This window comes from Pseudofrankia coriaricola (assembly GCF_001854805.1).
GTDB lineage: Bacteria > Actinomycetota > Actinomycetes > Frankiales > Frankiaceae > Pseudofrankia.
Genome location: NZ_MBLO01000245.1, coordinates 1 through 20297, shown reverse-complemented (window position 1 = coordinate 20297; position 20297 = coordinate 1). Strand labels below are relative to the sequence as shown.

The 20297-nt window shown below is 75.0% G+C and carries 19 protein-coding genes; 4 read left to right on the top strand and 15 right to left on the bottom strand.

Translation table 11 applies throughout. From position 1 onward, the window contains the following. The first annotated feature begins 21 nt into the window (after positions 1-21). The 3 genes from BCD48_RS34335 (at position 22) to BCD48_RS34325 (ending at position 2657) form a co-directional block, all read left to right on the top strand. A complete protein-coding gene (locus tag BCD48_RS34335; RefSeq protein ID WP_071052559.1) occupies positions 22-396 on the top strand; it encodes a rhodanese-like domain-containing protein in 375 nt (124 codons plus the stop codon). 904 nt (positions 397-1300) lie between these two features. Continuing rightward, entirely contained in the window at positions 1301-1669 is a 369-nt protein-coding gene (locus tag BCD48_RS34330; RefSeq protein ID WP_071052548.1) for a WhiB family transcriptional regulator, read from the top strand. A 487-nt stretch (positions 1670-2156) separates the two neighbouring features. Then, a complete protein-coding gene (locus tag BCD48_RS34325; protein WP_071052558.1) occupies positions 2157-2657 on the top strand; it encodes a SixA phosphatase family protein in 501 nt (166 codons plus the stop codon). A gap of 172 nt (positions 2658-2829) precedes the next feature. Here BCD48_RS34325 and BCD48_RS34320 read toward each other — a convergent pair whose 3' ends face one another. The 5 genes from BCD48_RS34320 to BCD48_RS34300 all read right to left on the bottom strand — a co-directional run bounded on the left by BCD48_RS34320 (position 2830) and on the right by BCD48_RS34300 (position 10284). Beyond that, entirely contained in the window at positions 2830-3120 is a 291-nt protein-coding gene (locus BCD48_RS34320; protein WP_131804156.1) for a hypothetical protein, read from the bottom strand. Between the two features lie 267 nt (positions 3121-3387). Then, positions 3388-4923: an alpha,alpha-trehalose-phosphate synthase (UDP-forming) gene (locus BCD48_RS34315; RefSeq protein WP_071052546.1), complete on the bottom strand. Its 1536-nt coding sequence runs from the start codon at positions 4921-4923 to the stop codon at positions 3388-3390. A gap of 605 nt (positions 4924-5528) precedes the next feature. After that, positions 5529-5792 carry a hypothetical protein gene (locus BCD48_RS34310; protein ID WP_071052545.1) on the bottom strand — a complete coding sequence of 88 codons (264 nt, stop codon included), beginning with the start codon at positions 5790-5792 and terminating at the stop codon, positions 5529-5531. 108 nt (positions 5793-5900) lie between these two features. After that, positions 5901-7397, bottom strand: coding sequence for a hypothetical protein (locus BCD48_RS34305; protein ID WP_071052544.1), 1497 nt, complete (start codon positions 7395-7397; stop codon positions 5901-5903). Next, positions 7390-10284, bottom strand: coding sequence for an FtsK/SpoIIIE domain-containing protein (locus BCD48_RS34300; RefSeq protein WP_083419630.1), 2895 nt, complete (start codon positions 10282-10284; stop codon positions 7390-7392). Before BCD48_RS34300 ends, BCD48_RS34305 begins: the two co-directional genes overlap by 8 nt. Positions 10285-10764: 480 nt before the next feature. On the opposite strand from BCD48_RS34300, the gene BCD48_RS34295 reads away from it, so the two are divergent. Continuing rightward, positions 10765-11277 (top strand): phosphatase domain-containing protein, encoded by a 513-nt coding sequence (locus BCD48_RS34295; RefSeq protein ID WP_071052543.1) that lies wholly within the window; start codon positions 10765-10767, stop codon positions 11275-11277. A 264-nt stretch (positions 11278-11541) separates the two neighbouring features. Here the strand turns inward: BCD48_RS34295 and BCD48_RS34290 are convergent, their stop codons facing one another. From BCD48_RS34290 to BCD48_RS34245, 10 genes are all read right to left on the bottom strand, one after another. After that, complete coding sequence (locus BCD48_RS34290; protein WP_071052556.1) at positions 11542-12390, bottom strand: ABC transporter permease; 849 nt, start codon at positions 12388-12390, stop codon at positions 11542-11544. A gap of 29 nt (positions 12391-12419) precedes the next feature. Beyond that, positions 12420-13427, bottom strand: coding sequence for an ATP-binding cassette domain-containing protein (locus BCD48_RS34285; protein ID WP_071052542.1), 1008 nt, complete (start codon positions 13425-13427; stop codon positions 12420-12422). 95 nt (positions 13428-13522) lie between these two features. After that, positions 13523-14062, bottom strand: a complete 540-nt coding sequence (locus BCD48_RS34280) for a MerR family transcriptional regulator (RefSeq protein WP_071052541.1) — start codon at positions 14060-14062, stop codon at positions 13523-13525. An 889-nt stretch (positions 14063-14951) separates the two neighbouring features. Further along, a complete protein-coding gene (locus tag BCD48_RS34275) occupies positions 14952-15437 on the bottom strand; it encodes a bifunctional nuclease family protein (RefSeq protein WP_071052540.1) in 486 nt (161 codons plus the stop codon). A gap of 522 nt (positions 15438-15959) precedes the next feature. Continuing rightward, complete coding sequence (gene ftsR / locus BCD48_RS34270) at positions 15960-16811, bottom strand: transcriptional regulator FtsR (RefSeq protein ID WP_071052539.1); 852 nt, start codon at positions 16809-16811, stop codon at positions 15960-15962. Between the two features lie 16 nt (positions 16812-16827). Then, positions 16828-17379 (bottom strand): FHA domain-containing protein, encoded by a 552-nt coding sequence (locus BCD48_RS34265; RefSeq protein ID WP_071052554.1) that lies wholly within the window; start codon positions 17377-17379, stop codon positions 16828-16830. A gap of 606 nt (positions 17380-17985) precedes the next feature. Next, the gene (gcvH, locus tag BCD48_RS34260) at positions 17986-18381 is read right to left on the bottom strand and encodes a glycine cleavage system protein GcvH (protein WP_198543509.1); all 396 of its coding nucleotides are present in this window, start codon (positions 18379-18381) and stop codon (positions 17986-17988) included. A gap of 50 nt (positions 18382-18431) precedes the next feature. Continuing rightward, positions 18432-19232, bottom strand: a complete 801-nt coding sequence (locus tag BCD48_RS34255) for a DUF881 domain-containing protein (RefSeq protein WP_241842220.1) — start codon at positions 19230-19232, stop codon at positions 18432-18434. A 2-nt stretch (positions 19233-19234) separates the two neighbouring features. Continuing rightward, on the bottom strand, positions 19235-19762 hold the full coding sequence (locus BCD48_RS56930; protein WP_083419629.1) for a small basic family protein: 528 nt from the start codon (positions 19760-19762) through the stop codon (positions 19235-19237). 7 nt (positions 19763-19769) lie between these two features. After that, positions 19770-20297, bottom strand: a 528-nt coding sequence (locus tag BCD48_RS34245) for a DUF881 domain-containing protein (RefSeq protein WP_083419628.1), incomplete at its 5' end; no start/stop codon positions are given.

The following is a 20297-nucleotide window of genomic DNA, read 5'->3' as shown; positions in this document are numbered from 1 at the left end:
GCGGGCAGCCGGGTCGACGCGATGCTGGCCCGTGCCCGCGCCCGCCTGCGCAGGCTCGACCCGCTCGACGCCGCCTCGGCCGTGGCCGGCGGCGCGCTGCTCGTCGACATCCGTCCCGCCGCGCAGCGCGCCGCCGAGGGCGAGATCCCGACCGCCCTCGTCATCGAGCGCAACGTGCTCGAATGGCGCCTCGACCCGACGAGCGACGCCCGCCTGCCCGTCGCCACCGGGGACGACCTGCGCGTGATCGTGATCTGTTCGGAGGGCTACACGTCAAGCCTGGCGGCGGCCGCGCTGCAGGAGCTGGGCCTGCACCGGGCCACCGACGTCATCGGCGGTTACCACGCCTGGGCCGCCGCCGGCCTACCCACCGCGGCGGCGGCCGAACGCGCCTGACCACCGGCCGTCGCACCCGCCCGGCGCCGCTCGCGGCGCATCGCACCACCCGTCCGGCGGCGCCTGGGCGCCCGCCTGGAACGCGCCTGTCCCCCACCCCGCCGCGCCGCGCCCCGGCGGCGGCCGGCCTCGGACACAGTGCCGAAACCGGCCGGCGCGACGGCCCGGACGGGCATACGGCACCGGATGCCATTATCCGGAACGGGCCCCGATTTCAAGGGGCCGAGAACTGCTGTGGGACTACGCACACTTCGCCGCGGCGCACGGCCTCCGCCGGGTCTCGAGCCTCGTGCTCCGAGCACGAAACGCGGCGCCGGCCGGACGCCGGACGCGCCCTCGAGCCGCCTCGCGCCCGGGGGGCCGTCGGCCGCGGCCTGGCGGCAGCCTCAGGCGACCGCACGACGGAAGTGCCTGCATAGCAGGGGTTCCGGGAGTCCCAGCCGCCCCGGCCGGACGGCCCGGCGACGTCGGCGGCGGCCCGCCCGCCGGGTGGCGAGGCGCCCATCCGGCGGGGGGCGACCGGGGCCGGGACGGCGTGAAGAGGGGGTATCGAGACGCCTCTCGGGTATTCGGACGTCCGCGTTCCGGAACCCTTGCTATCCGGTCGAGAGACGTCTACGTTCCTCCGTTAACGAGACGAGACGGGTTCGTTTCCACGCAGCGGGGCACCGGTCACCGACCGGGCGAAACACCCCGCAGCTGCACGGATCACCCGGGGGCTACTCGGCTCAACCTGGTCGGACCGTCCTCTGGCGCGCCCTTTTCGGGCCGCTTCGACGGCCCTCCGCACGCCTGTCCGCATTGCACTCGCAGGAGACGGTATGCCCAGTCAGCCCACCGTGCTACTCACCAGTAACCCGGTTGACCTGCCCCGCACGGAGTGCGTCCGCACGGAAGGAGCCCGATGAGCGCCGGCGTCCCCGTCCTTCCCGGTCGTGACCTGCCGCCCCAGCCGTACGGCCCGGGCTGGCCCGCCTACTGGCGTCAGGACGCCGCCTGCCGCGACGGCGACCCGGACGCGTTCTTCCCGCCCGACGGCCGTAACACCAAGGCCCGCGCCGCCGCCGAGACCCGCGCCCGCAAGATCTGTTCGACCTGCGCCGTACGACGGCCATGCCTGGCCACCGCCATCTTCCGCCAGGAGGAGCACGGCGTGTGGGGCGGCCTGACCTCGGACCAGCGCGCGAACCTGATCCCCCGTGGCCGGATCGACGCCGAGGAGGCCCTCATGATCGCCGACCGGTTGCTGCCCGTCGTGACCGTGGCCGGCTGACCGGTCAGGACCACCAGCTCCACCCGCACCAGGGCACAACCAGCACCACCGCTAGCTGGCCCGCCGGCTGTAACCAGCCGGCGCCCCCAGACCCCCGGAGGCGATGCCCCGGGAGGCGGGTCCGGCCACGCCGCGACATCGCGGGCCAACCGGCGTTTCTCCACCTCGCATCATCACCAGGCGGGGTACCCACACCCATCGGCGTGGGTACCCCGCTTCCGTGTCCTGCGCGTTCGGAATAGCCTTGTCTGGGCCGTACACACTCGCCCGCCGGGTCGGCGGCCCCCGTGGCGACGGCGGCCGCGGCTACAGTCCGTCACCACATGCGAGGAGGACCTGTGTCCGGTGACGCCCCGGGCGTCCCCAGCCGCTCCCCTCGCCAGGTTCCGCGCCCGGCCGGCCGCGCCGGCGCGGGGTTCCTGTCGGATCGGCTTCGGCGATCCGGCAGGTCCGGGGCGGCCCGGTGGTAAGCGCCAGCCGGCGGCTGATGCTGCTGCGCCACGCCAAGTCCGACTGGGCCGACGCGGAGACGCCCGACGCCGAGCGGCCGCTGTCCCGCGACGGCCGCGAGGCCTGCAAGCTCGTCGCCGAGCACATCGGCGTCGAGCGGCTCGCCCCCGACCTGATCCTTTGCTCGTCGGCGCTGCGCACGCGCCAGACCCTGCAGCGGATCGCCTCCGCACTCCCGCCCGAGGTTCCCGTCCTCACCGAGGACCGGCTCTACCTCGCCGGGCCGGACGAGCTGCTCGCCCGGCTGCGCGAGGTCGACGACGGCGTACCGAACATCCTGCTCCTCGGGCACAATCCGGGCATCCACGCGCTGGCCGTGGGCCTGCTCCCGCCGCCGGACCGGGTGAAGATCCCCACCTTCCCGACCGCGGCGCTCGCCGTACTGGACCTGGGAACGCGACGCTGGGCCGAACTCGGCCCGGCCAGTACCCGCTTCGGCTCCTTCGTCACCCCGCGCGGCCTGCGCCACGCCCTCTAGTTCTCCTGGGGACGGGGGCCGCCGGAGGTGCGAAGGAAGAACATTTTCGCACCTCCTTTGGCCCTCTAGTTCTCCTGGGGACGGGGGCCGCCGGAGGTGCGAAGGAAGAACATTTTCGCACCTCCTTTGGCCCTCTAGCGCCGCCGCCGCGCTCCGTCGCCTCCAGGCCCCGTCAGTAGTAGGCCTGGTCCATGATCCGGGAGGCCAGCGCGATGGCCCCGCCGGCGACCAGCGCCACCCCGGTCAGGATCCACAGCGCCACCAGGTGGGTCGCCAGCGCGAACGCGCCGGTCCCAAACCCGACGATGATCAGAAGGACGGCGACCCAGGAGCCGACGTTGGCCCGGTGATGCCCGGACCGGCCCCCCGGCTGGCGGTTTCCCGGCTGACGGCCCGCTGGCCGGGCCGCCGGCTGGCCCTCGCGGCCCGCCGCCGGACGCGCCCGCTCCTCGGTGCCCCGCATCGTTCCCACCATCGCCATCGACCCCCAGTCACCCGGAGCGCTCCTCGCCCGGCCACCGCCGGGCGGCGCGCGGACGCGCGCTCCGCGTCATCGTTCCCCGTCCGCCGCCCGTAGCACCTGCCACCGCCCGAACACGGACAATCCACCGGATCCGCGTCCCGCCCGGCACCAGGCAGCACGGCATGGGAGACGCCGGGTACGTGGCCAGGCCCCGGGTGCGTGCCCAGGCCTGGACGGGGCCGGGGCACGCGAGGCCGGGCGGCGGGATCAGGCGAAGCCGGCGATGCGGCGCAGATCGGTGAGCTGGTCTCCCAGCCACCGAGCCACGTCGTGGGTACGGACCTGTTCGGCCGCCGCGGCCAGCCGGCGGTGACGCTCTTCCAGCGGCATGGTCAGCGCCGTGTAGAAGGCGTCGGCCATCTGCTGGATGTCGAACGGGTGCAGGGTGACGGCGAACTCGCCGAGTTCCTCGTGCGCGCCCGCCGTCTCCGACAGCGCCAGCACCCCGCCGCGCCGGTTGACGACCGCGACCTCCTTGGCGACCAGGTTCATCCCGTCCGCGATCGCGTTGACGACCAGCACGTCGCAGATCGAATAGGCCGCGACCGCGAGGGGGAAGTCCTCCACCATCCGCAGGTCGATCGGCTGGCGGCCTTCCTTCGTGTACTTCGCGTTGATCTCGGCGACGACGCCGCCGATCAACGCGATGTAGTCGGCGTACTCGGGCACGTCGGTGCGGCTCGGCTGCAGCAGTGCCAGGAAGCTGACCTTCCCGACCAGCTCGGGGTGCTGCTCGAGAAGCGTGCCGAACGCGAGGAACCCGCGCACCACGTTCTTGCTCGGGTCGGTCCGGTCGACCCGCAGCATCAGCTGCCGGTCCTCGTCGAGGAAGATGTAGCGCAGCATCGCCACATGGGCGTTGACCTGCTCGCTGGCCAGCGTCGTGTCCAGCGCCGCCGGGTCCACCGAGATCGGGTAGTAGCGAGCCCGCACCGTCCGATCACCAACGGTGATCGTCAGGGCGTCGAGATCGGTCGGCAGGCCGAGCAGCTCGCCAGCGCACAGCACGAAGTTGCGTGCGTAGCGCCGGGTGTGGAAGCCGACGACGTCGCTTCCGAGCAGCCCGGTCAGCAGCCGCTCCCGGATGTCGGCGGGCAGCACCCGCCACTCGTCCGGCCCCGGCCACGGGATGTGGACGAAATGGGTGAGCACGACGTCGGGGCACTGCTGACGGACGTGCTCCGCGACCAGGTAGAAGTGATAGTCCTGTAGCAGGACGAGCGCCTTGCCGCCGCGGGCGCGCACCTCGTCGGCCACCGCGTCGGCATAGGCCCGGTTGACGACGACGTAGCCGTTCTCGAAGGCGTCGTGCTCCGCCTGCGTCAGCACCGGCGAAAGGGAGCGGCCGTAGAGGCCGTGCTGGACGAACCACAGGATCGGGTTCGACCAGATCGAGTAGAAGTCCGCGTAGGCGGCGGGGTCGGTGACGACCATCCGGACCTTGATCGCCGGCCCGTCGGGCACGGCGTCCCCGAAGCGGGGGTCGACCAGGTGCGGGATGGGATGGGTCTGCACGAGCAGCGCCTGGCCGGTGGCCTCGCGGGCTACGGCGGCGTCCTCCTCGGTCGCCGCACCGCAGACCCAGACAGCGTCCTCGAGATGCTCGGCGAGGCCCGCCAGCGCGGAGACCAGTCCGCCCGCGCCCCGGTTGACGGTACGGCCCGAGGCGTCCCGGTCGAAGCTGACCGGACCTCGGTTCGACAACAGCACCAGCGGCAGGTCAAGCACATCGATGTGCGCCACGTGGGGAGGCCCTCCTGGTGGTCTCTGTTCAGTTTCGCTTGTTCGGCATGAGGGAGCACGGTGGTTCCTGACCATGCTCCGGCGGCCCTCGGGCGGCGGTCCCGCCTGCCCTGAGCCTGGAAAGGTCCCGGATATGCCGAAATAGGCGCGATCTAGGTGGTCGCGCCCCGGACGCCTCCCCGGGAGCCCCGGCCGGGAAAGGCCGTGTCTTGTCAGATGCCCGCACTGCCTCCTTCCGGTGAGCGACCTCGTCTCCCGCTCACGCGTCCCAGGCGTCAGGCCTCGTCCGGTGCAGCGCGAGCTCCTCGGCTCGGAGCCTCGGTGTGTCAGGTCCACACCACCCGGGACCGGCGGACGGCCCGGGCATGTTCGTGCGACGAACACTCGACCGCACGGGTGTCAATTCGGACTGTAGCCAGCCGCCGGGGTCGGGCGCACCGGGTTGCGACCCCGCTGGTCGGTTGTTACCCAACCCTTCACGCGGTTACTACCACTGCCGGACGCCCACACCACGATCCCCTGTGGCACAGGCGACATTCGGGTGCACCACGCGGTCGGGCGTGTCGTGTCGTGCCGGGCCAAGCCCAGCCGGACCGGCCGCGCGCCTAGAGGCTGTCGCGGTAGTCGCGCACTTCCTGGACCGCGGAGCCGAGCGAGGCGAGCGAGTTCGCCAGCGTGTCCCGGGTGTCGACGAGGGCGCTGGTGAGCAGCTCGACCGCGTGGTGCTCGCTGCCGTCCGTCGCGGCGATCACCATCGCCTGCGCCTCCTCCAGCAGGGTCAGCGCGCCCTCGAGCTGGCCGGCGACCTCCTCGGTCCGCCGGAACGCCTCGTCCAGCTGCGCCTTGACCTCAGCGATCGAGCCTGACACCCCATGCCCCGTTCCTTCCGGCCCCCGCCTGCCTACCCCCCACCCAGCCGTCGGGCGTGCCGGCCGCCGGCGCTCCCCCGCCGCGCCGCCGGACGACCCCCACGGAGGCTAGCGGCGCCGCCCCGCGCCCCCGCCGGCGGCCGGCTGCTCTGGCTTCGACGCTCCGAAACCCAGGCCGAACCGGACCGCGGCGGCCAGCGACGCGAGCGACAGGATGATCGCCGCGGGCGCCGTCGGCGCGACCCGGGCCGTCGCCAGCACCACCGCGCCGGCGGTCCCGGCGGACAGCAGCGCCGAGCGCACCGCCGCCTTCGCCCCGCCGTCGGTCGCCACACTCACCAGCGCGGCGCCGGCGATGAGCCCCGCGGCCAGGCACGGCAGCCCGTCCGTGTCGAGGAACAGCCGCGCCGCGGCGCTGAGCAGGCCCGCCAGGACGCACGTCCCGGCGGTCACCAGGCCGATCGACAGGCTGGAGGAGGCGCGTTGCACGCCCCGCAGCTCCGCGGCGGTGGCCAGCGCCCGCATCCACAGCCGGCGGGCCTGGTCGGCCTCCGCGGCGACGTCCAGCGGCCCGTCCTCGGCCGGGCCGCTCACGGCGGCTGGTGCGCCGGTCGGCCGGAGCCCGCTGGCCGCGGCATGCCGGCCCGCCCGAGCCGGGGTCGCGTCGGCGCGGCGGCCGCTGCCGTCGCGGCGCGGCGGCAGCGACCGCCGGCCGGTCCCCTCGTCACCGAGACCGATGCCGGGGAGCGCCTCGGTGGCCGGCGCGCTGCCGCGCACCTGGTCCAGGTTGTCGACGCCGAACGGCGCGAGGGACTCGGAGACCTGCCCCCACACCCTGCGGACCTGGCCGCGGATCTCGGCCGCGGCATCCCGGTAGCTCTCGGCAAGCGCGAGCGCCTCCTCATGGCCCGCCCGCAGCCGCGCCTCCCACTCCCCGCGGGCCCGGTCCTCGTCGGCGAGCAGGTTCGCGAACCGGCGGGCCGCGACCCGCGGGTCGAGCAGCTCCTGCCCGGCGGGGTCACCGGGCCAGCCGGGCGCGCCCGCGGGGCCAGTGGGCTGGCCCGGGTGGGACGGCGCCGGGCCGGCGGCGGCCGGCACCGGTCGCGGGAGCGCGGGCAGCAGCGCCCCCGACCCGCTGGCCGGCTGGCCGCCCGCTCCGGCGTGCCCAGCCCCCGCGCCGAGGCCCTCGGCCCCGCCGCCAGGGCCAGGGCCGGGGTGGCCGGCCCCGGCGACGTCGACGAGGCCGTGGCCCGCGAGGCTGTAGTCGAGGCCTGCGTAGTCGTCGTCGACGTCGCCAGGGCCGCCGCCCAGCGCGTACGCGCGGCCGCCCGCCGGGTCGTGGTCGCCAGCGTGGGCGTAGCCGTCGAGGTCGGCGCCGGCCGCCAGACCGGCCGGGCCATGGCCGCCGGCCTCGCCCAGGCTGGCGCCGGGCGGCTCCTGGGCACCACCGGGCACGGCCCGAGCCGGCTCGTGGCCGGTCGAGGCGGGCCGGCGGCGGGCTCCCAGCGGCCGGGCCGGCGCGCGGGGCGCACGGGCCGCGGGGGCCGCCGGGACGTCGAGGTCGACGTCGGGGAACCACGGGACGATCCGGTCATGGTCAGCCACTGGCCCCGCTCCCTCCTAGCTCGCCCGCCGCGCCGAACGCGCCCGCCGGGTCCTTCGCCGCGCCGAACGCGCGGGCGGCGTCGTCGCCATCCCCCGCATCCAGGGGGGCAAACGGGACGACGGTGTGCGGTTCCGCCCTGACATGCCGGTCGAACAGCACCCCCCGGTTGGACGCCGTGCCCGCGGCGACCGTGCGGTGCCCGGCCAGGGCGAACAGGTCGCCGCCGGACACCCCGACCGACACCCAGGCGGCGACGTCGTCGCGGTGGCCGGGCCCCAGGTCGTCGAGCAGCCGCGACGGCCCGCGCCACCAGCCGAGCACGTGGACCCGCACGGCCGGGCCGCGCCGGGTCACCAGCCGCAGGTCGTCGAGCCCGGTGCGCCGCCCGGAGCCGCTGGGCGCCTCCAGCGCCGCCCGGCCGGCGTCCGCGGCGAACAGCACCAGCAGCCGCAGCGGGAAGCCGGCGCGGCCCTCGCCGGTGTGCCCCACGTCCTCGCGCCGGGCCACCTCGGCCGCGGTCTCGGTGACGACGCCAGCAAGCCCCGTCATCCCGGTGACGGTCACCGCCGTCCCGGCGGCCCGCAGCGCCGCGGCCAGGTCGTCGACCGCACCGAGGGTCTCCAGGCTCGCCGCGACCAGGTCGACGCGCAGCCCGCCGGGACCCGCCTGGGCGGCGACGCTGCGCACCGCCGCCTGCAGCACGCCGACCGCCTCCCGGCGCAGCGGGCCGAGGACAGCGAGGTTCCGGCCCGGCTGGGCCGACAGCCGCACCCCGACGGCCGGCGGCGTGAGGTCCAGCGGGGCGCCGACGAGCGCCACCGGGTCGGCCGGCGCCGCCGGGCCCAGCGCCGGCGCGGGGACACGCAGCGCGGCGAACGCGGGGTTCGTGTCCAGCACGGCGGGGGCGTGGCCGACGAAGACCCGCGGCGGGCGCGGGTCGTCGACGGTGGCGGCGAGCGCCTTCGCCAGGCTGGGGCGCAGCACGGCGAGCGTGTCGGTGTCGGGCCGGGCGACCCGGATCAGCTCGTTGCCGGCCGGGTGGCCGTTGCGCCGGTTCACGACCGCCTGGCCGACGCCCGACAGCGCGCCCGCGGCCTCGTTGTTCGTCGAGAGCAGCACCCGCGACTCGCTGATCGACGTGCGCAGCGCCACCCGCAGCGCGAACTGGCCGAAGATCGACCCGCGCTTGCCGGCGGTCGCGTCGAGCGCGTCGATGCCCGACAGCGTCTGGCTGGCCAGCAGCAGGTGGATGCCGTAGGCGCGGCCCTGGCGGGCGAGCGTCTCCAGGTGGGCGACCGCCTCCCGGGCGACCGGGTCGAGCGGGGTGAGCATCACCTGGAACTCGTCGACGACGATGAGGATCCGCGGCCAGGCGCTGGTGCGGTCGTTCGCGCGCAGTCCGCGCAGGTCGCGGGCGCCGGCGGCGCGCATCGCCACCGCCCGCCGGGACATCTCGCCGCGGACGTGGCGCAGCACCGCGACGCCGAACTCCCGGTCGCTGTCCATCCCGACCGTGTCGGCGTGCGGGAGGAAGAACGGGTCGCGCTCGCGCGGCCCGAACTGGGCGAACTCCAGGCCCTCCTTGAAGTCCAGCAGGTGCATGCGCAGCTGGTCCGGGCCGTAGCGGGCGGCCAGCCCGTAGATGATCGCGAGCAGCAGGGTGGACTTGCCCGCGCCGGCCTGCCCGCCGACCAGGCCGTGCACGGTGTCGTCGTCGAAGCCGAGCAGGCAGGGGCCGTCGGCGCCGAAGCCGACCGGCACCGAGATCCCCGCGGCGCTGTCGTACTCCCACAGCCCGTCGGGCAGCAGCGCGCCGAGCCCCGGCGCCCGGGCGGCCGCGTCGGCGGCCGTCGCGGCCACCGACCCCGCGACGGCGGCGACCAGCTCGGCCGGCGGCGGGGCGTCCAGCGCGCAGTCCAGGCCGGGCGCGAGCGAGCAGCGCCACCGCGCGGGGCCGGCCGTGAGCAGCGACGCCTCGTTCGGCAGCGGCCCGACGGCTGGGCGGCCCGTCGGGGCGGCGTCGGGGTCGTCGGGCTCGGTCACCGCGACGATGTGCACGCCACACGCGGGCCCCTGCGCGGCCAGGCCCAGCAGGGACCGGGACGCCTCGTCGGGCAGCGACGGCCAGGCCAGCAGCACCAGCACCCGCCACGGCTCGGACCGCGGCAGCCCGGCGTCCTCCCGCTCACGCAGCGTCGCGAACGAGCCGCCGAGCCGGTCGACGGTCACCCGCCCGACATGGCCGGACAGCTCCGCGAGCGCCGTCTCCAGCGCGGCGCGGGTGGTCAGCGTCGGACCGACGACGCCGGCGGCCCGCAGCGGCGCGAACCCGGCGATCCCGGCGCCCAGCTCGAACGGGTCGTAGACGGTGAGCTCCACCCGGCCCGGCGGCACCTCCGCCAGCACCCGGGTGAGCAGCCCGCGCACCAGCTCGACCGCCTCGGCGCGCCGGGCTCTGGGGGCGGTGACCCGCAGGTTACCGGCGTCGAGCAGCGGTACCGCCAGCGGCACAGCTTTGCTCCCCACCGGCGCCAGCACCCGCCCGACCCGCCACAGCCCCGGCCGGAACCGCCCCGCGGCACCGGCCGCCAGGCCCGGGGAGCCGGCGGCGCCCGCGGAGCCGGGGGCGGTGAACACGGACCACGCCGACGCCCCCCAGCCCGCGCTCGCCAGGCCCCGGGCCTGCGCGTACACCAGCTCGGTCGCCTCCGTGAACGCCGTCCCGAGCGCCGCCCGACCACCGGCGCCCTCGGGTGCGTCGGCATCCGCGGACGCGCCGGTGAGCCGGTCGGCCCGTCGGTCCAGCCGGTCGGCGACGGCGAGCGCCCCGGCCAGCGAGGACTGGACGGCCGCCGCGAGCGTGCGTGCCCGCCGGCTGCCCGACACCGCAAACCTCCCCGCTCCGCGCCGATGGCGTGACGTTGACGCGGCGCCGGTGCCGACTCGGACGGCAGCCGCCAGGTGGCTACCAACGTCAACACTCACGCTAGCCCACAAAGGCCGGACGCCCGCGACCCTTTGCCGGACTCCGGTCGTGACTCCGTTGTCGGGCAGCATGACCCACGCCGTCTGGACCGTACCGGAGGGCGCCGTGATGTGACCGCCCGCCCGCCCCCCGGGCTGTGTCCACTCGTCTTCCGCTGCTGACCGGTCCGCCCGACGACCTTCCCCGGCACCACGGCTTCCCTCGGCGGCTCGGGCCAGGCGCCCGCCGCCACGGGCCGGCCGGCGGCGGCATACCCCCCGGGGCCGAGGGACGGCAGCGGAGCCAGCCAGTATGGAACGGACAAGGCGGGCGTGCGGGGGTGGCACCCGGGTGCCGGCGGGGCCACCGGCCGGAGGCCGGGCCTGCGAGGGAGGACGAGCGTGGACGAGGCGGGCGGGGCCGGCGAGGCGGGCGGGGAGCGGCCGGTCGCGGTGATCGACGTGGACGGTGTGGTCGCGGACGTCCGGCACCGGCTCGGCTTCCTGCGCCAGCGCCCGGGCGACTGGAATGCCTTCTTCGCCGCCGCGACCGCCGACCCGCCGCTGCCGCAGGGCGTCGACCTGGTCCTGGGCCTCGCCGCCGACCACGACGTGGTGTGGCTGACGGGCCGGCCGGAACGCTCGCGCGCCGACACGGAACGCTGGCTCACCGCCCACGGGCTGCCGATCGGGACGTTGCGGATGCGCCCCGATGACGACCGCCGCTCGGCCCGCGTCTTCAAGCGCGCCGAGCTGCGCCGCCTCGGCCGGGCCCGGCACGTCGCCGTGGTCGTCGACGACGACCCCGCCGTGGTCACCCTCCTGCTCGACGACGGCTGGCCCGTCGTCCACGCCGACTGGCTGCCGTACGAGGACACCCTCAAGAACGCCCAAGAGGTCGAGGGCCGCACCTGAGGCGGCGGGCGCTGAACGCGCCGCCTGCCTCGGGGTTCCTGTCGGATCCGGGGTCCCTGCCGGATCGACGGAGCTTGCGGAGTCGATCTGAGAGGTCCGGGACGCTGAGCGTCCTCCTCCCTGCGTGGTGCCGGGTACAGGCATATGGCGGTGGCTGGGCCGGTGCCGGACGGAGGACGTGGCCACGTTGGCACTGCGCCGATGCGCTGTCACTATTTGTGGCTGGTTCGCATATCACATGCCAGCCCTGCGTCCCACCTGGATTCAGCGGCTGGTGCTGCGGCGGTAGACGCGGACCGCCAGCGGGCCGAAGACGGCGATGATGCCGACGCTCCAGGCGACCGAGGAGATCAGCGGCGTCGCCAGCGGGCCGCCCTGGAACAGGGCCCGGGACGCGTCGATCGTGACCGACACCGGCTGGTGCTTCGCGAACGCCTGCAGCCAGCCCGGCATCGTGTCCACCGGCGCGAACGCGGAACTGGCGAACACCAGCGGGAACACCCAGATGAGGCCACCCGACTGCGCAGCCTCCGGGTTGCTGACCGCCATCCCGATCGTCGCCGAGATCCACGAGAACGCGTAGGAGAACAGCAGCAGCACCGCGAAGCCCGCGATCACCTCGGGCGCGGAGGTGTCGTGGAAACGGAAGCCCACGGCGAGGCCGACGGCGAGCATGAGCAGCACGATGAACGTGTTGCGGACCAGGTCGGCCAGGGTCCGGCCGGTGAGCAGCGCGGAACGGGCCATCGGCAACGACCGGAACCGGTCGAGCAGTCCGTTCTGCTTGTCGGTGGCCAGGCCCATCCCGGTCAGCATGGCGCCGAACACGACCGTCTGCGCGAACACGCCCGGCATCAGGTAGTCGACGTAGTTCTTGCCGGGGCCGACGTCGATCGCGCCGCCGAAGACGTAGGTGAACAGCAGCACGAACAGCACTGGCTGCACCGACGAGAAGACCAGCACGTCCGGCACCCGCCAGGTGTGGATCAGGCTGCGTTTCGCCAGCAGCCAGGCGTCCGAGGTCACCCAGAACAGCCCGCTCCTGCTCGCGGGCGTCAGGTCCACCGCCGACCTGGAGCCGGCCGCACCCGCCGGGCTCCCGTCGGGAGGCACCTTCCCGAACACCGCGGTCTCGGTCGTCGTCACGTCGTCACCAGGTCCTGTGGCTCGGAGCCCCCGCCCTGGGCGGGCGGGGTGTCGGAGGCAGCGCCGCCGCCGTCGTGGGCCGCGGCGCCGGAGGCCCGGCCGGTCAGGCTGAGGAACACGTCGTCGAGGGAAGGCCGGTGCAGCGCGACGTCGACGAGCGCCACGCCGGCCGCGTCCAGCCCGCGCACGACCTCCGCGAGCACGCTCGCGCCCGGCACCGGGACCGACAGCCGCCGGCTCTGCTCGTCGACGGTGACCTCGCCGGTCCCGACGCCGGCGAGCACCCCGGCCGCGGCGGTCAGGTCGCCGCCGCGGGCGACCTCGATGTCGAGTTGGTGGCCGCCGATCCGGGCCTTCAGCTCGTCGGCGGTGCCCTCGGCGATCACCCGGCCGCCGTCGATGACCGAGATCTGGTCGGCGAGCTGGTCGGCCTCCTCCAGGTACTGCGTGGTCAGCAGCACGGTCGTGCCGTCGCGGACCAGGTCGCCGATGACCTCCCACATCCCGATCCGGCCGCGCGGGTCCAGCCCGGTGGTCGGCTCGTCGAGGAAGAGCATCGGCGGGGCGATGATGAGGCTCGCCGCGAGGTCGAGCCGACGGCGCATGCCGCCCGAGTAGGTGCCCGACATGCGGCGGGCGGCGTCGGCGAGGTCGAACCGCTCGAGCAGCTCCATGGCCCGCGCCCTGGCCCGGCGGGCCGGTAGCCGGTAGAGCCGGCCGAACATCTCCAGGTTCTCCAGGCCGGTCAGCCGTTCGTCGACGGCCGCGTACTGGCCGGTAAGGCCGATGCGGCCGCGCAGCGCGGCCGCCGAGCGGGCCACGTCGAGGCCGAGCACCTCGGCACGCCCGGCGTCCGGGCGCAGCAGCGTCGTCAGGATGCGCACCGCCGTCGTCTTGCCGGCGCCGTTCGGTCCGAGCAGCCCGTGCACGGTTCCGGCGGCGACGGTCAGGTCCAGCCCGGCGAGCGCCTGGGTGCTTCCGTAGTTCTTCCGCACGCCCTCCATGAGGACGGCGGGCGCGTCACTTTCGCTCACCGACGCATCGTAGGCACGAGGTGTGACAGAACAGGGCACCGGCCGCCCGGAGGCAGGCGGAGGGCCTAGGCGGAGCTGCGGCGGGCGCGGCGGCCGGCGAGCTCGTCGCCCGGGTGGGCGGCGGCCGGCTGGCCGAGGCGCTCGCAGGGCAGCGAGGCGAGCTGGCCGCGCATGTCCTGCACCGCCCGGCCGACGGCGATCGCGAACACGCCCTGCCCGCCCCGGACCAGATCGACGACCTGGTCGTCGGAGGTGCACTCGTAGACGGTCGAGCCGTCGCTGATGAGCGTGAGCTCGGCGAGGTCGTCGACACCGCGGCTGCGGACATGCTCGGCGGCGGAGCGGATGTTCTGCAGCGACACGCCGGCCTCGAGCAGCTTGCGCACCACGCGGAGCACGAGAATGTCGCGGAACGAGTAGAGGCGCTGGCTGCCGGACCCGGTCGCGCCGCGCACGCTTGGCACCACCAGCCCGGTCCTGGCCCAGTAGTCCAGCTGCCGGTAGGTGATGCCGGCGGCGGCGCAGGCGGTCGGGCCCCGGTAGCCGACGTCGTCGCCGGGCGGGCCGGGCAGCTCGTCGGGGAAGAGCTCACCCTGCTCGATCATTGCCGTCCCGTTCCCGGTCGCCACGCCCCCGACCTCTCACTCGCGCCTCCAGCGGGGACCGGACGGCCCGGCCACCGACCGGCGTCACCGCCGCCGCGTCCAGGGAGCCAAAGGGTGTGCGAAAATGATCTTCCTTCGCACACCCCGCGGCCATTGTCCCTGAGGTCACCAAGGGGGCAGGTCGGATTCATGTCCGCGCCTCCTCTGACCGCGAGCCCTCGGCGCGCGCCCGCCGCTCTGGGCGCGCCTGGCCGGCGCGCCGCCTGCGTGACCGGCCTCCCCCGCGGCGCGGCCACCTCGTCCCGACCGCCAGGTCGGTCCCCCCCAAACCGGACACGGCGGTACCCGAGCCCGGCGCGGACCTCCCGACCGTAGGAGCGCCGCGCCGTACCTTCAACGATCCAGTTCGGCGTGTCTCCCGTCCAGCCGGCAGAACTCACCTACCGGACGGACCCACCACAAACGCCCACCATCCGCTTCGCAAACCACCGCAACCAGCCCACAACGTCTTCAGCGTCGCCCAAGCATCTCCCAATCAGATTTTCAGCCTACGCCAGCAATCCGCTCGCCACCGCCCAAACGCCGTCGACCCCGCACATGCCGAGGGATACCGCCGGACAGCCATCCCATGGGCTCGGCTGTCCAGCCACAGCTGGTGACGGCGCATTGGCGCAATACCTACCCAGCCACCTCGTCAGCCCGGTCCCAGCCCTACCACCGCCACATGCCAGGGCCCGGAACCACGCGAGGAGGGCGCCCAGCGCCCGACACGGGGCGAGCGCGCCCAGCGCCTCGCCCCGACAGGCGGCGGCAGGAACCGAGCCCGGGCATGGGTCGGCCCCGGCCGCGTCGAACGCGGCCGGGGCCGACGGGACGGCGAGCCCCCGGGCTACGAGCCGGGCGTATTGAAGTCCTCGGGGGAGATCGTGTCGAGGAACTCGCGGAACTTCTCGAGCTCGCTCTCCTGTTCCTGCTCCTGCTCCTCGGGAACGGTGATCCCGGCCTCGGCGAGCACCGCCTCGACGCCGTAGACCGGCGCGCCCATCCGCATCGCCAGGGCGATCGCGTCCGATGGACGGGCGGAGACCTCGACGCCGTTGGCGAACCGCAGGGTCGCGAAGAACACGCCATCCTGCAGGTCGGTGATGGTCACCTGGGAGAGCTCCGTCTGCAGCGCCCGCAGCACGTCCCGCATCAGGTCATGGGTCATCGGGCGCGCGGTGGTGATCCCCTCCTGCGCGAAGGCGATCGCCGTGGCCTCGACGGCACCGATCCAGATGGGCAGATACCGCTCGCCACCGACCTCCTTGAGCAGGACGATCGGCTGCTTCGAAGGAAGCTCGACTCGCACGCCGACGATGTCCAGCCGATGCACCGATCTACCTCCTCGTGCGGGTGACCCGGGAACACCCGTCGACCCCCGCCTCGCCCGGACGGCCACCCCACCGCCGGGCCCTCGACCATCACCCACAACGGCCGGGCCCGGAAACCCCACTCTGGAGACAGTATCTCCGCCGCGACCCACCCGTCAGCGCGCCGGCGAGTTCCATAGGTCCCAGCCACCGCCCGGCTCCACAAAACCACCACCCGGCCACCGCCCGTCGGCACGGAGACCGCGCGCCACCCGGACGGGGGCCATCCCGGCCCGGGCCTTGCCGCGCACCGGGTCCGGCGGGCCGAAGTCAGCCGCGCGGGCTTCAGCGCTCGGCCCCTGGGCAAAATCGCCCCGGAAGCCGGGGACTGAATCCGAAGGTCCGCGAATCGGCCAGCCCGACCGCGTCCCCTGACGCGGGGTCCGGGGCTCGGCCCCGGAGCAATATCACGTGGGAGTCCGGGAGCGAACCCGAAGGGTTCGCGAACAACCTCCCGGCGAGCGCGCCTCCCGCCGATCGCGTCCTCAGGTCCGGGAGCCGAGGCGGGCGCGTAGCAGGGCGGCGTGCAGGCGGACCAGCAGCAGGGCGAGCTCGTCGACCGAGTCGCGGGGCAGGTCGTCGGCGTCAGGGGCGGCACCGGCGCTTCGCGGGGCGCGCAGCGGGGCGACGGCGGCCTCGATGAGGCCGGCCTCCCGGTCGGCGGCGGCGCGGGCGGCCCGCAGGTGGCGGGCCTGCACGCCGTGCGCGGCGAGCAGGCCGACGGTACGGGCGACGACCAGCGCGTCCGCGTCGTAGTAGCCACCGCCGGAGACAGCCCGCAGCAGGCCGTGCCGCTCGAGTTCGGCGAGCGCCTCCTCGTCGAGCCCGCTGGCGGCGAGCAGCTCGCGGCGCGACATCCGGACCCGCTCGGCGCCGAGCAGCACGTCCAGGCCGGTCGCGGGCGGAGTCGTCGGCACCGCGCGCGGGCCGGGAGGCGGTGCGGCTGGCACGTCGCCTCGGTCCATCGCCGCCAGCTCGTCCTTGATCACACGCAGCGGCAGGTAGCGCTCCCGCTGTGCGTGCAGGACGTAGGCGAGCCGGACGACGTCCGCGGCCGAGTACTTGCGGTAGTTCGCGCTGGTCCTGGCCGGCTCGACCAGGCCCTCGGCCTCCAGGTAACGGATCTTGGACAGGGTGATGTCCGGATAGTCGACCCGCAGCCGGTCGAGCACCTCGCCGATGTTGAGAACCTTGGCGTTGTGCCGGGCGCCCGCCTGGGCGTCCGGCACCGGACGGCCGGTGTGACGCGCTGGCCGCCCGACCCGGGACTGGCCTGAGCCCAGGCTCGACGGAGCTGGCGCCGCGGCCGCCGCCGCGGCCGACAGCCGGGCGCTCACCGCGGTCCCCCCGCCCTCACAACGGACCACCCCCCGAGTAGGGGGACCCGGTCAGGAACACCAGCCGGAACTTGCCGATCTGCACCTCGTCCCCGCTGGTGAGGTCGGCGGAGTCGATCCGCTCCCGGTTCAGGTAGGTGCCGTTGAGACTGCCGACGTCACGGACCGTGAAGCCCTTGGTGTACGGCGAGCGCAGGAATTCCGCGTGCCGGCGGGACACGGTCACGTCGTCGAGGAAGATGTCGCTCTCCGGGTGCCGGCCGGCGGTGGTCAGATCCGCGTCGAGAAGGAAGCGGCTGCCAGCGTTCGGGCCCCGCTTGACGACGAGGAGCGCCGAGCCGGGCGGCAGCGCGTCGACCGCGGCTACCGCCTCCCGCTCGCTGGCCTCCTCGACCTGGTCGCCGTCGACGCGGTGCAGGGCGGCGGTCGCCAGGTTCAGCGTGGACGTCTGGTCCCCCGGCGGCGGCTCGGGCGCCACCGGCTCGCCCGGGCGTACCAGGGGTGACCCGCACCGCGCGCAATACAGCGCGTCGGGCGGGTTGTGCTGTCCGCACCTCGTGCAGAACACCGTCGCGTCCGCCTCCTGCCGACGCCCGCGGGCACGGGCCACCGGCCGCTCGGGCCACCGCGCTGGTGGCGAGAACGTCGTCTTCCCAATCCGCGAGGGTCGCCGAACCAAGCCGCCCACCCCCCACACACGTCACCCGGGCCGGGCCACCGCCCGCGCCAACCGCGAACGGCGCCACCACCGCCAACTGATGCAACCGAGGCTAGTGCATCAGGGGCAGGCTCGTGAAAAGGGTGCGACAACAGCTCCCGGCGTGGCGCCCCGAAAACAGCCCGTTCAGGGCCTCGGCGGCGAGACTATCGTACCGGCACCTCTACGGACCACCACGGCACCATCCACAACATCCACAACGAGCCGCCAGACCACCACCACCGGCACCGGCGGGCCGTTCGCGTGCCTCTCCGCGCCCCGCTGTGGTCGGACTGTCGCCCATCCGACAGCCCGACCACCGGTCCAGCCCGCCGACGGCCTCTCCGGCGCGGAACCACCGGCCAGACCCCGCCCGCACCAGGCCAGCCCGGCCGTCGGGGTCCCCGCCGATCCCGCCCCCGACCCGGAAAGAGGCCGAACCTCCGGAACCAGCCCGAACCGGAATCAGCGGGGGCGTCAGTGGCTCTTGACGTGTTCCTCGTAGGCGGCGGCGTCCAGGAGCTCGTCGAGGGTCGACGGGTCGGAGACCGCGACCTCGATGAGCCAGCCGTCGCCGTACGGATCGGAGTTGAGCAGTTCGGGCGAGCCGTCGAGCGCCTCGTTGCGGGCGACCACCTCGCCGGACGCCGGCGCGTACACGTCCGACACGCTCTTGGTCGACTCCACCTCGCCGAACGGCTCGCCGGCCCTGACCGGCTCCCCGACCTCCGGCAGCGACACGTACACGATGTCGCCGAGCGCCTCCTGGGCGTACGAGGTGATGCCGACACGCATCGTCGCGCCGGCCACCCGGGCCCACTCGTGCTCGCGCGAGTACTTCAGGTCCTCCGGGTACACCGAGTCGCCTCCCATGGGCCCAACCGCCTCCAGCCAGTCCAGCGGCGCGGCCGGGCCGCGCCGTCTTACCTCACCGCGCGGATCTCGACCCGGCCAAGCTCGGTGACCCGCGTCGTCGCACCCTCGCGGGTTGCCACCGTATCGAGCACGCCGCCGGGGAACCGCATCGCCTCGGCCAATGTGTGCGGATCGCCGATCGCGCGCACCGTGTAGGGCGCTGGCACGGCCTTCCCGTCGACGGTCAGCCCGCCGCCCGGCCGGTTGACGATGTAGCTCTCGGCGACCAGGCGCACCCCGGACAGTTCGACCGCCTCGGCGCCCGCGTCGCGCAGTTCCTGGAGAAGGTCGACGAGGACGTCGGCGCCGACGTTGCCGCGCGGGTCGGTGAGGGTCAGCTCGACGCCCGGTCCGGCGACGGGCACGGTGCCGGTGAGAATCGCCAGGGCGTCGGCGCGGGCGCTCGCGGCGGCGAGCGCCACCCGGTTCGGCGTGGCGGAGGCGAGCGTGGCCCGTTCCTGCTCGAGCCGGTCGATCTCGGTGGCGAGCCGGCGGCCGTCGGCGCCGAGCGCGCCGACCTGGTCGACAAGGCGCGCCGTGCCCGTGCCGGCGGGCGCCGTCTCCCGCGCGGCGTCGACGGCCACCGGAACCGCGAACCCGACCGCGGCCAGCAGCACCGTCACGGCCACCCTCGCGGCCGGCGGACGTGAGGGCGGCTGTGACGCCTGCTCCGCGGGCTCGCCACCGTCGCCCGCCGCGGGCCGATCAGCCGCCGCGGGCCGGCTCCCGGCCACCGGCGCCTCGTCGGGCACAGGCGGTTCGGTGGGCGTGGACGTCCCGGCGCGCGGCGCGGGCGGTTCGACGGGCACGGCTAGACCCCGAACAGGTGGCGGCGCAGCGCTGTGGCGTTGGTGAAGATCCGGATCCCGAACACGATGACGACGGCGGTCGTGAGTGCTCCCCCGGCGCCGAGCCGCTCGCCGAGCAGCACGAGCAGCACGGCGACCACCGTGTTCGTCAGGAGCGACGCGACGAACACCAGGTCGTCGAAGACCCGTTCCAGGGCGGCGCGCAGCCCACCTACCAGCGCGTCCAACGCGCTCACCACCGCGACTGGCAGGTAGGGCGCGAGCCAGCTCGGCGCCGACGGCAACAGCAGGAACCCGGCCACCAGCCCCGCGACGAGCGCCAGAGCCGGCGCCGCCGCGCCCACCGCCGCCCGCCGGCGCTCCGGCCGGCCGCCGTCGGCAGGGCCCCCGACCCCGTCGTCGGCGGCGCCGACGGGGTCGTCGTAGGCGTCGTCGTAGGCGTCGTCGGCTCCCCCGGTGCCCACCCGCGGTGCTCCGCCCACGTCGTCCTCGGGCTTGTCCGGCCGGTCCGGTGCGTCGGGGCGGGTCACGGCGCCATCACTGGCTCTGCCTCCTCGCGAGTCTGGGTGGCGTCACCTGCGCGGCGGGCATGGTGAGGTCGCGCATGGTGGTGGTCGCCCGCAGGCGGGCGCCGGCCAGGTGGTCATCGGCGAGCCGGCGGCCGGCGGCCGAGCCGAAGAGAGCCGCGAGCAGCCTTGCCGGGTCACCGATGGCATCGATCCGGTACGGCGAGGCGACGGGCTGGAAGCCGACGAGGATCGCCTCTCCGGCGGTGCGGATCGCGCTGGTCGGCGAGAGCCGGACACCGCCCACGGTGATCGCGCGGGCACCGCCGCTCCACAGGGCGTTGACGAGATCGGCCAGATCGTGGTCGGCGAGCTGGCCGGTGCCACGCTCGCCCGGTGATGCCGCGCCGGGCTGCCCGGGCGGCGCGCTGGCGGGTTGGCCCGGTGTGGCGTCGACGAGTTCGACGCGCAGGCCGGGACCGCTGGCCGGGCGGGCGGCGGCCGCGGGCTCGAGCACTCCCAGCGCCGAGGCGACGGCGCGCTGCTCACCCTCGCCGAG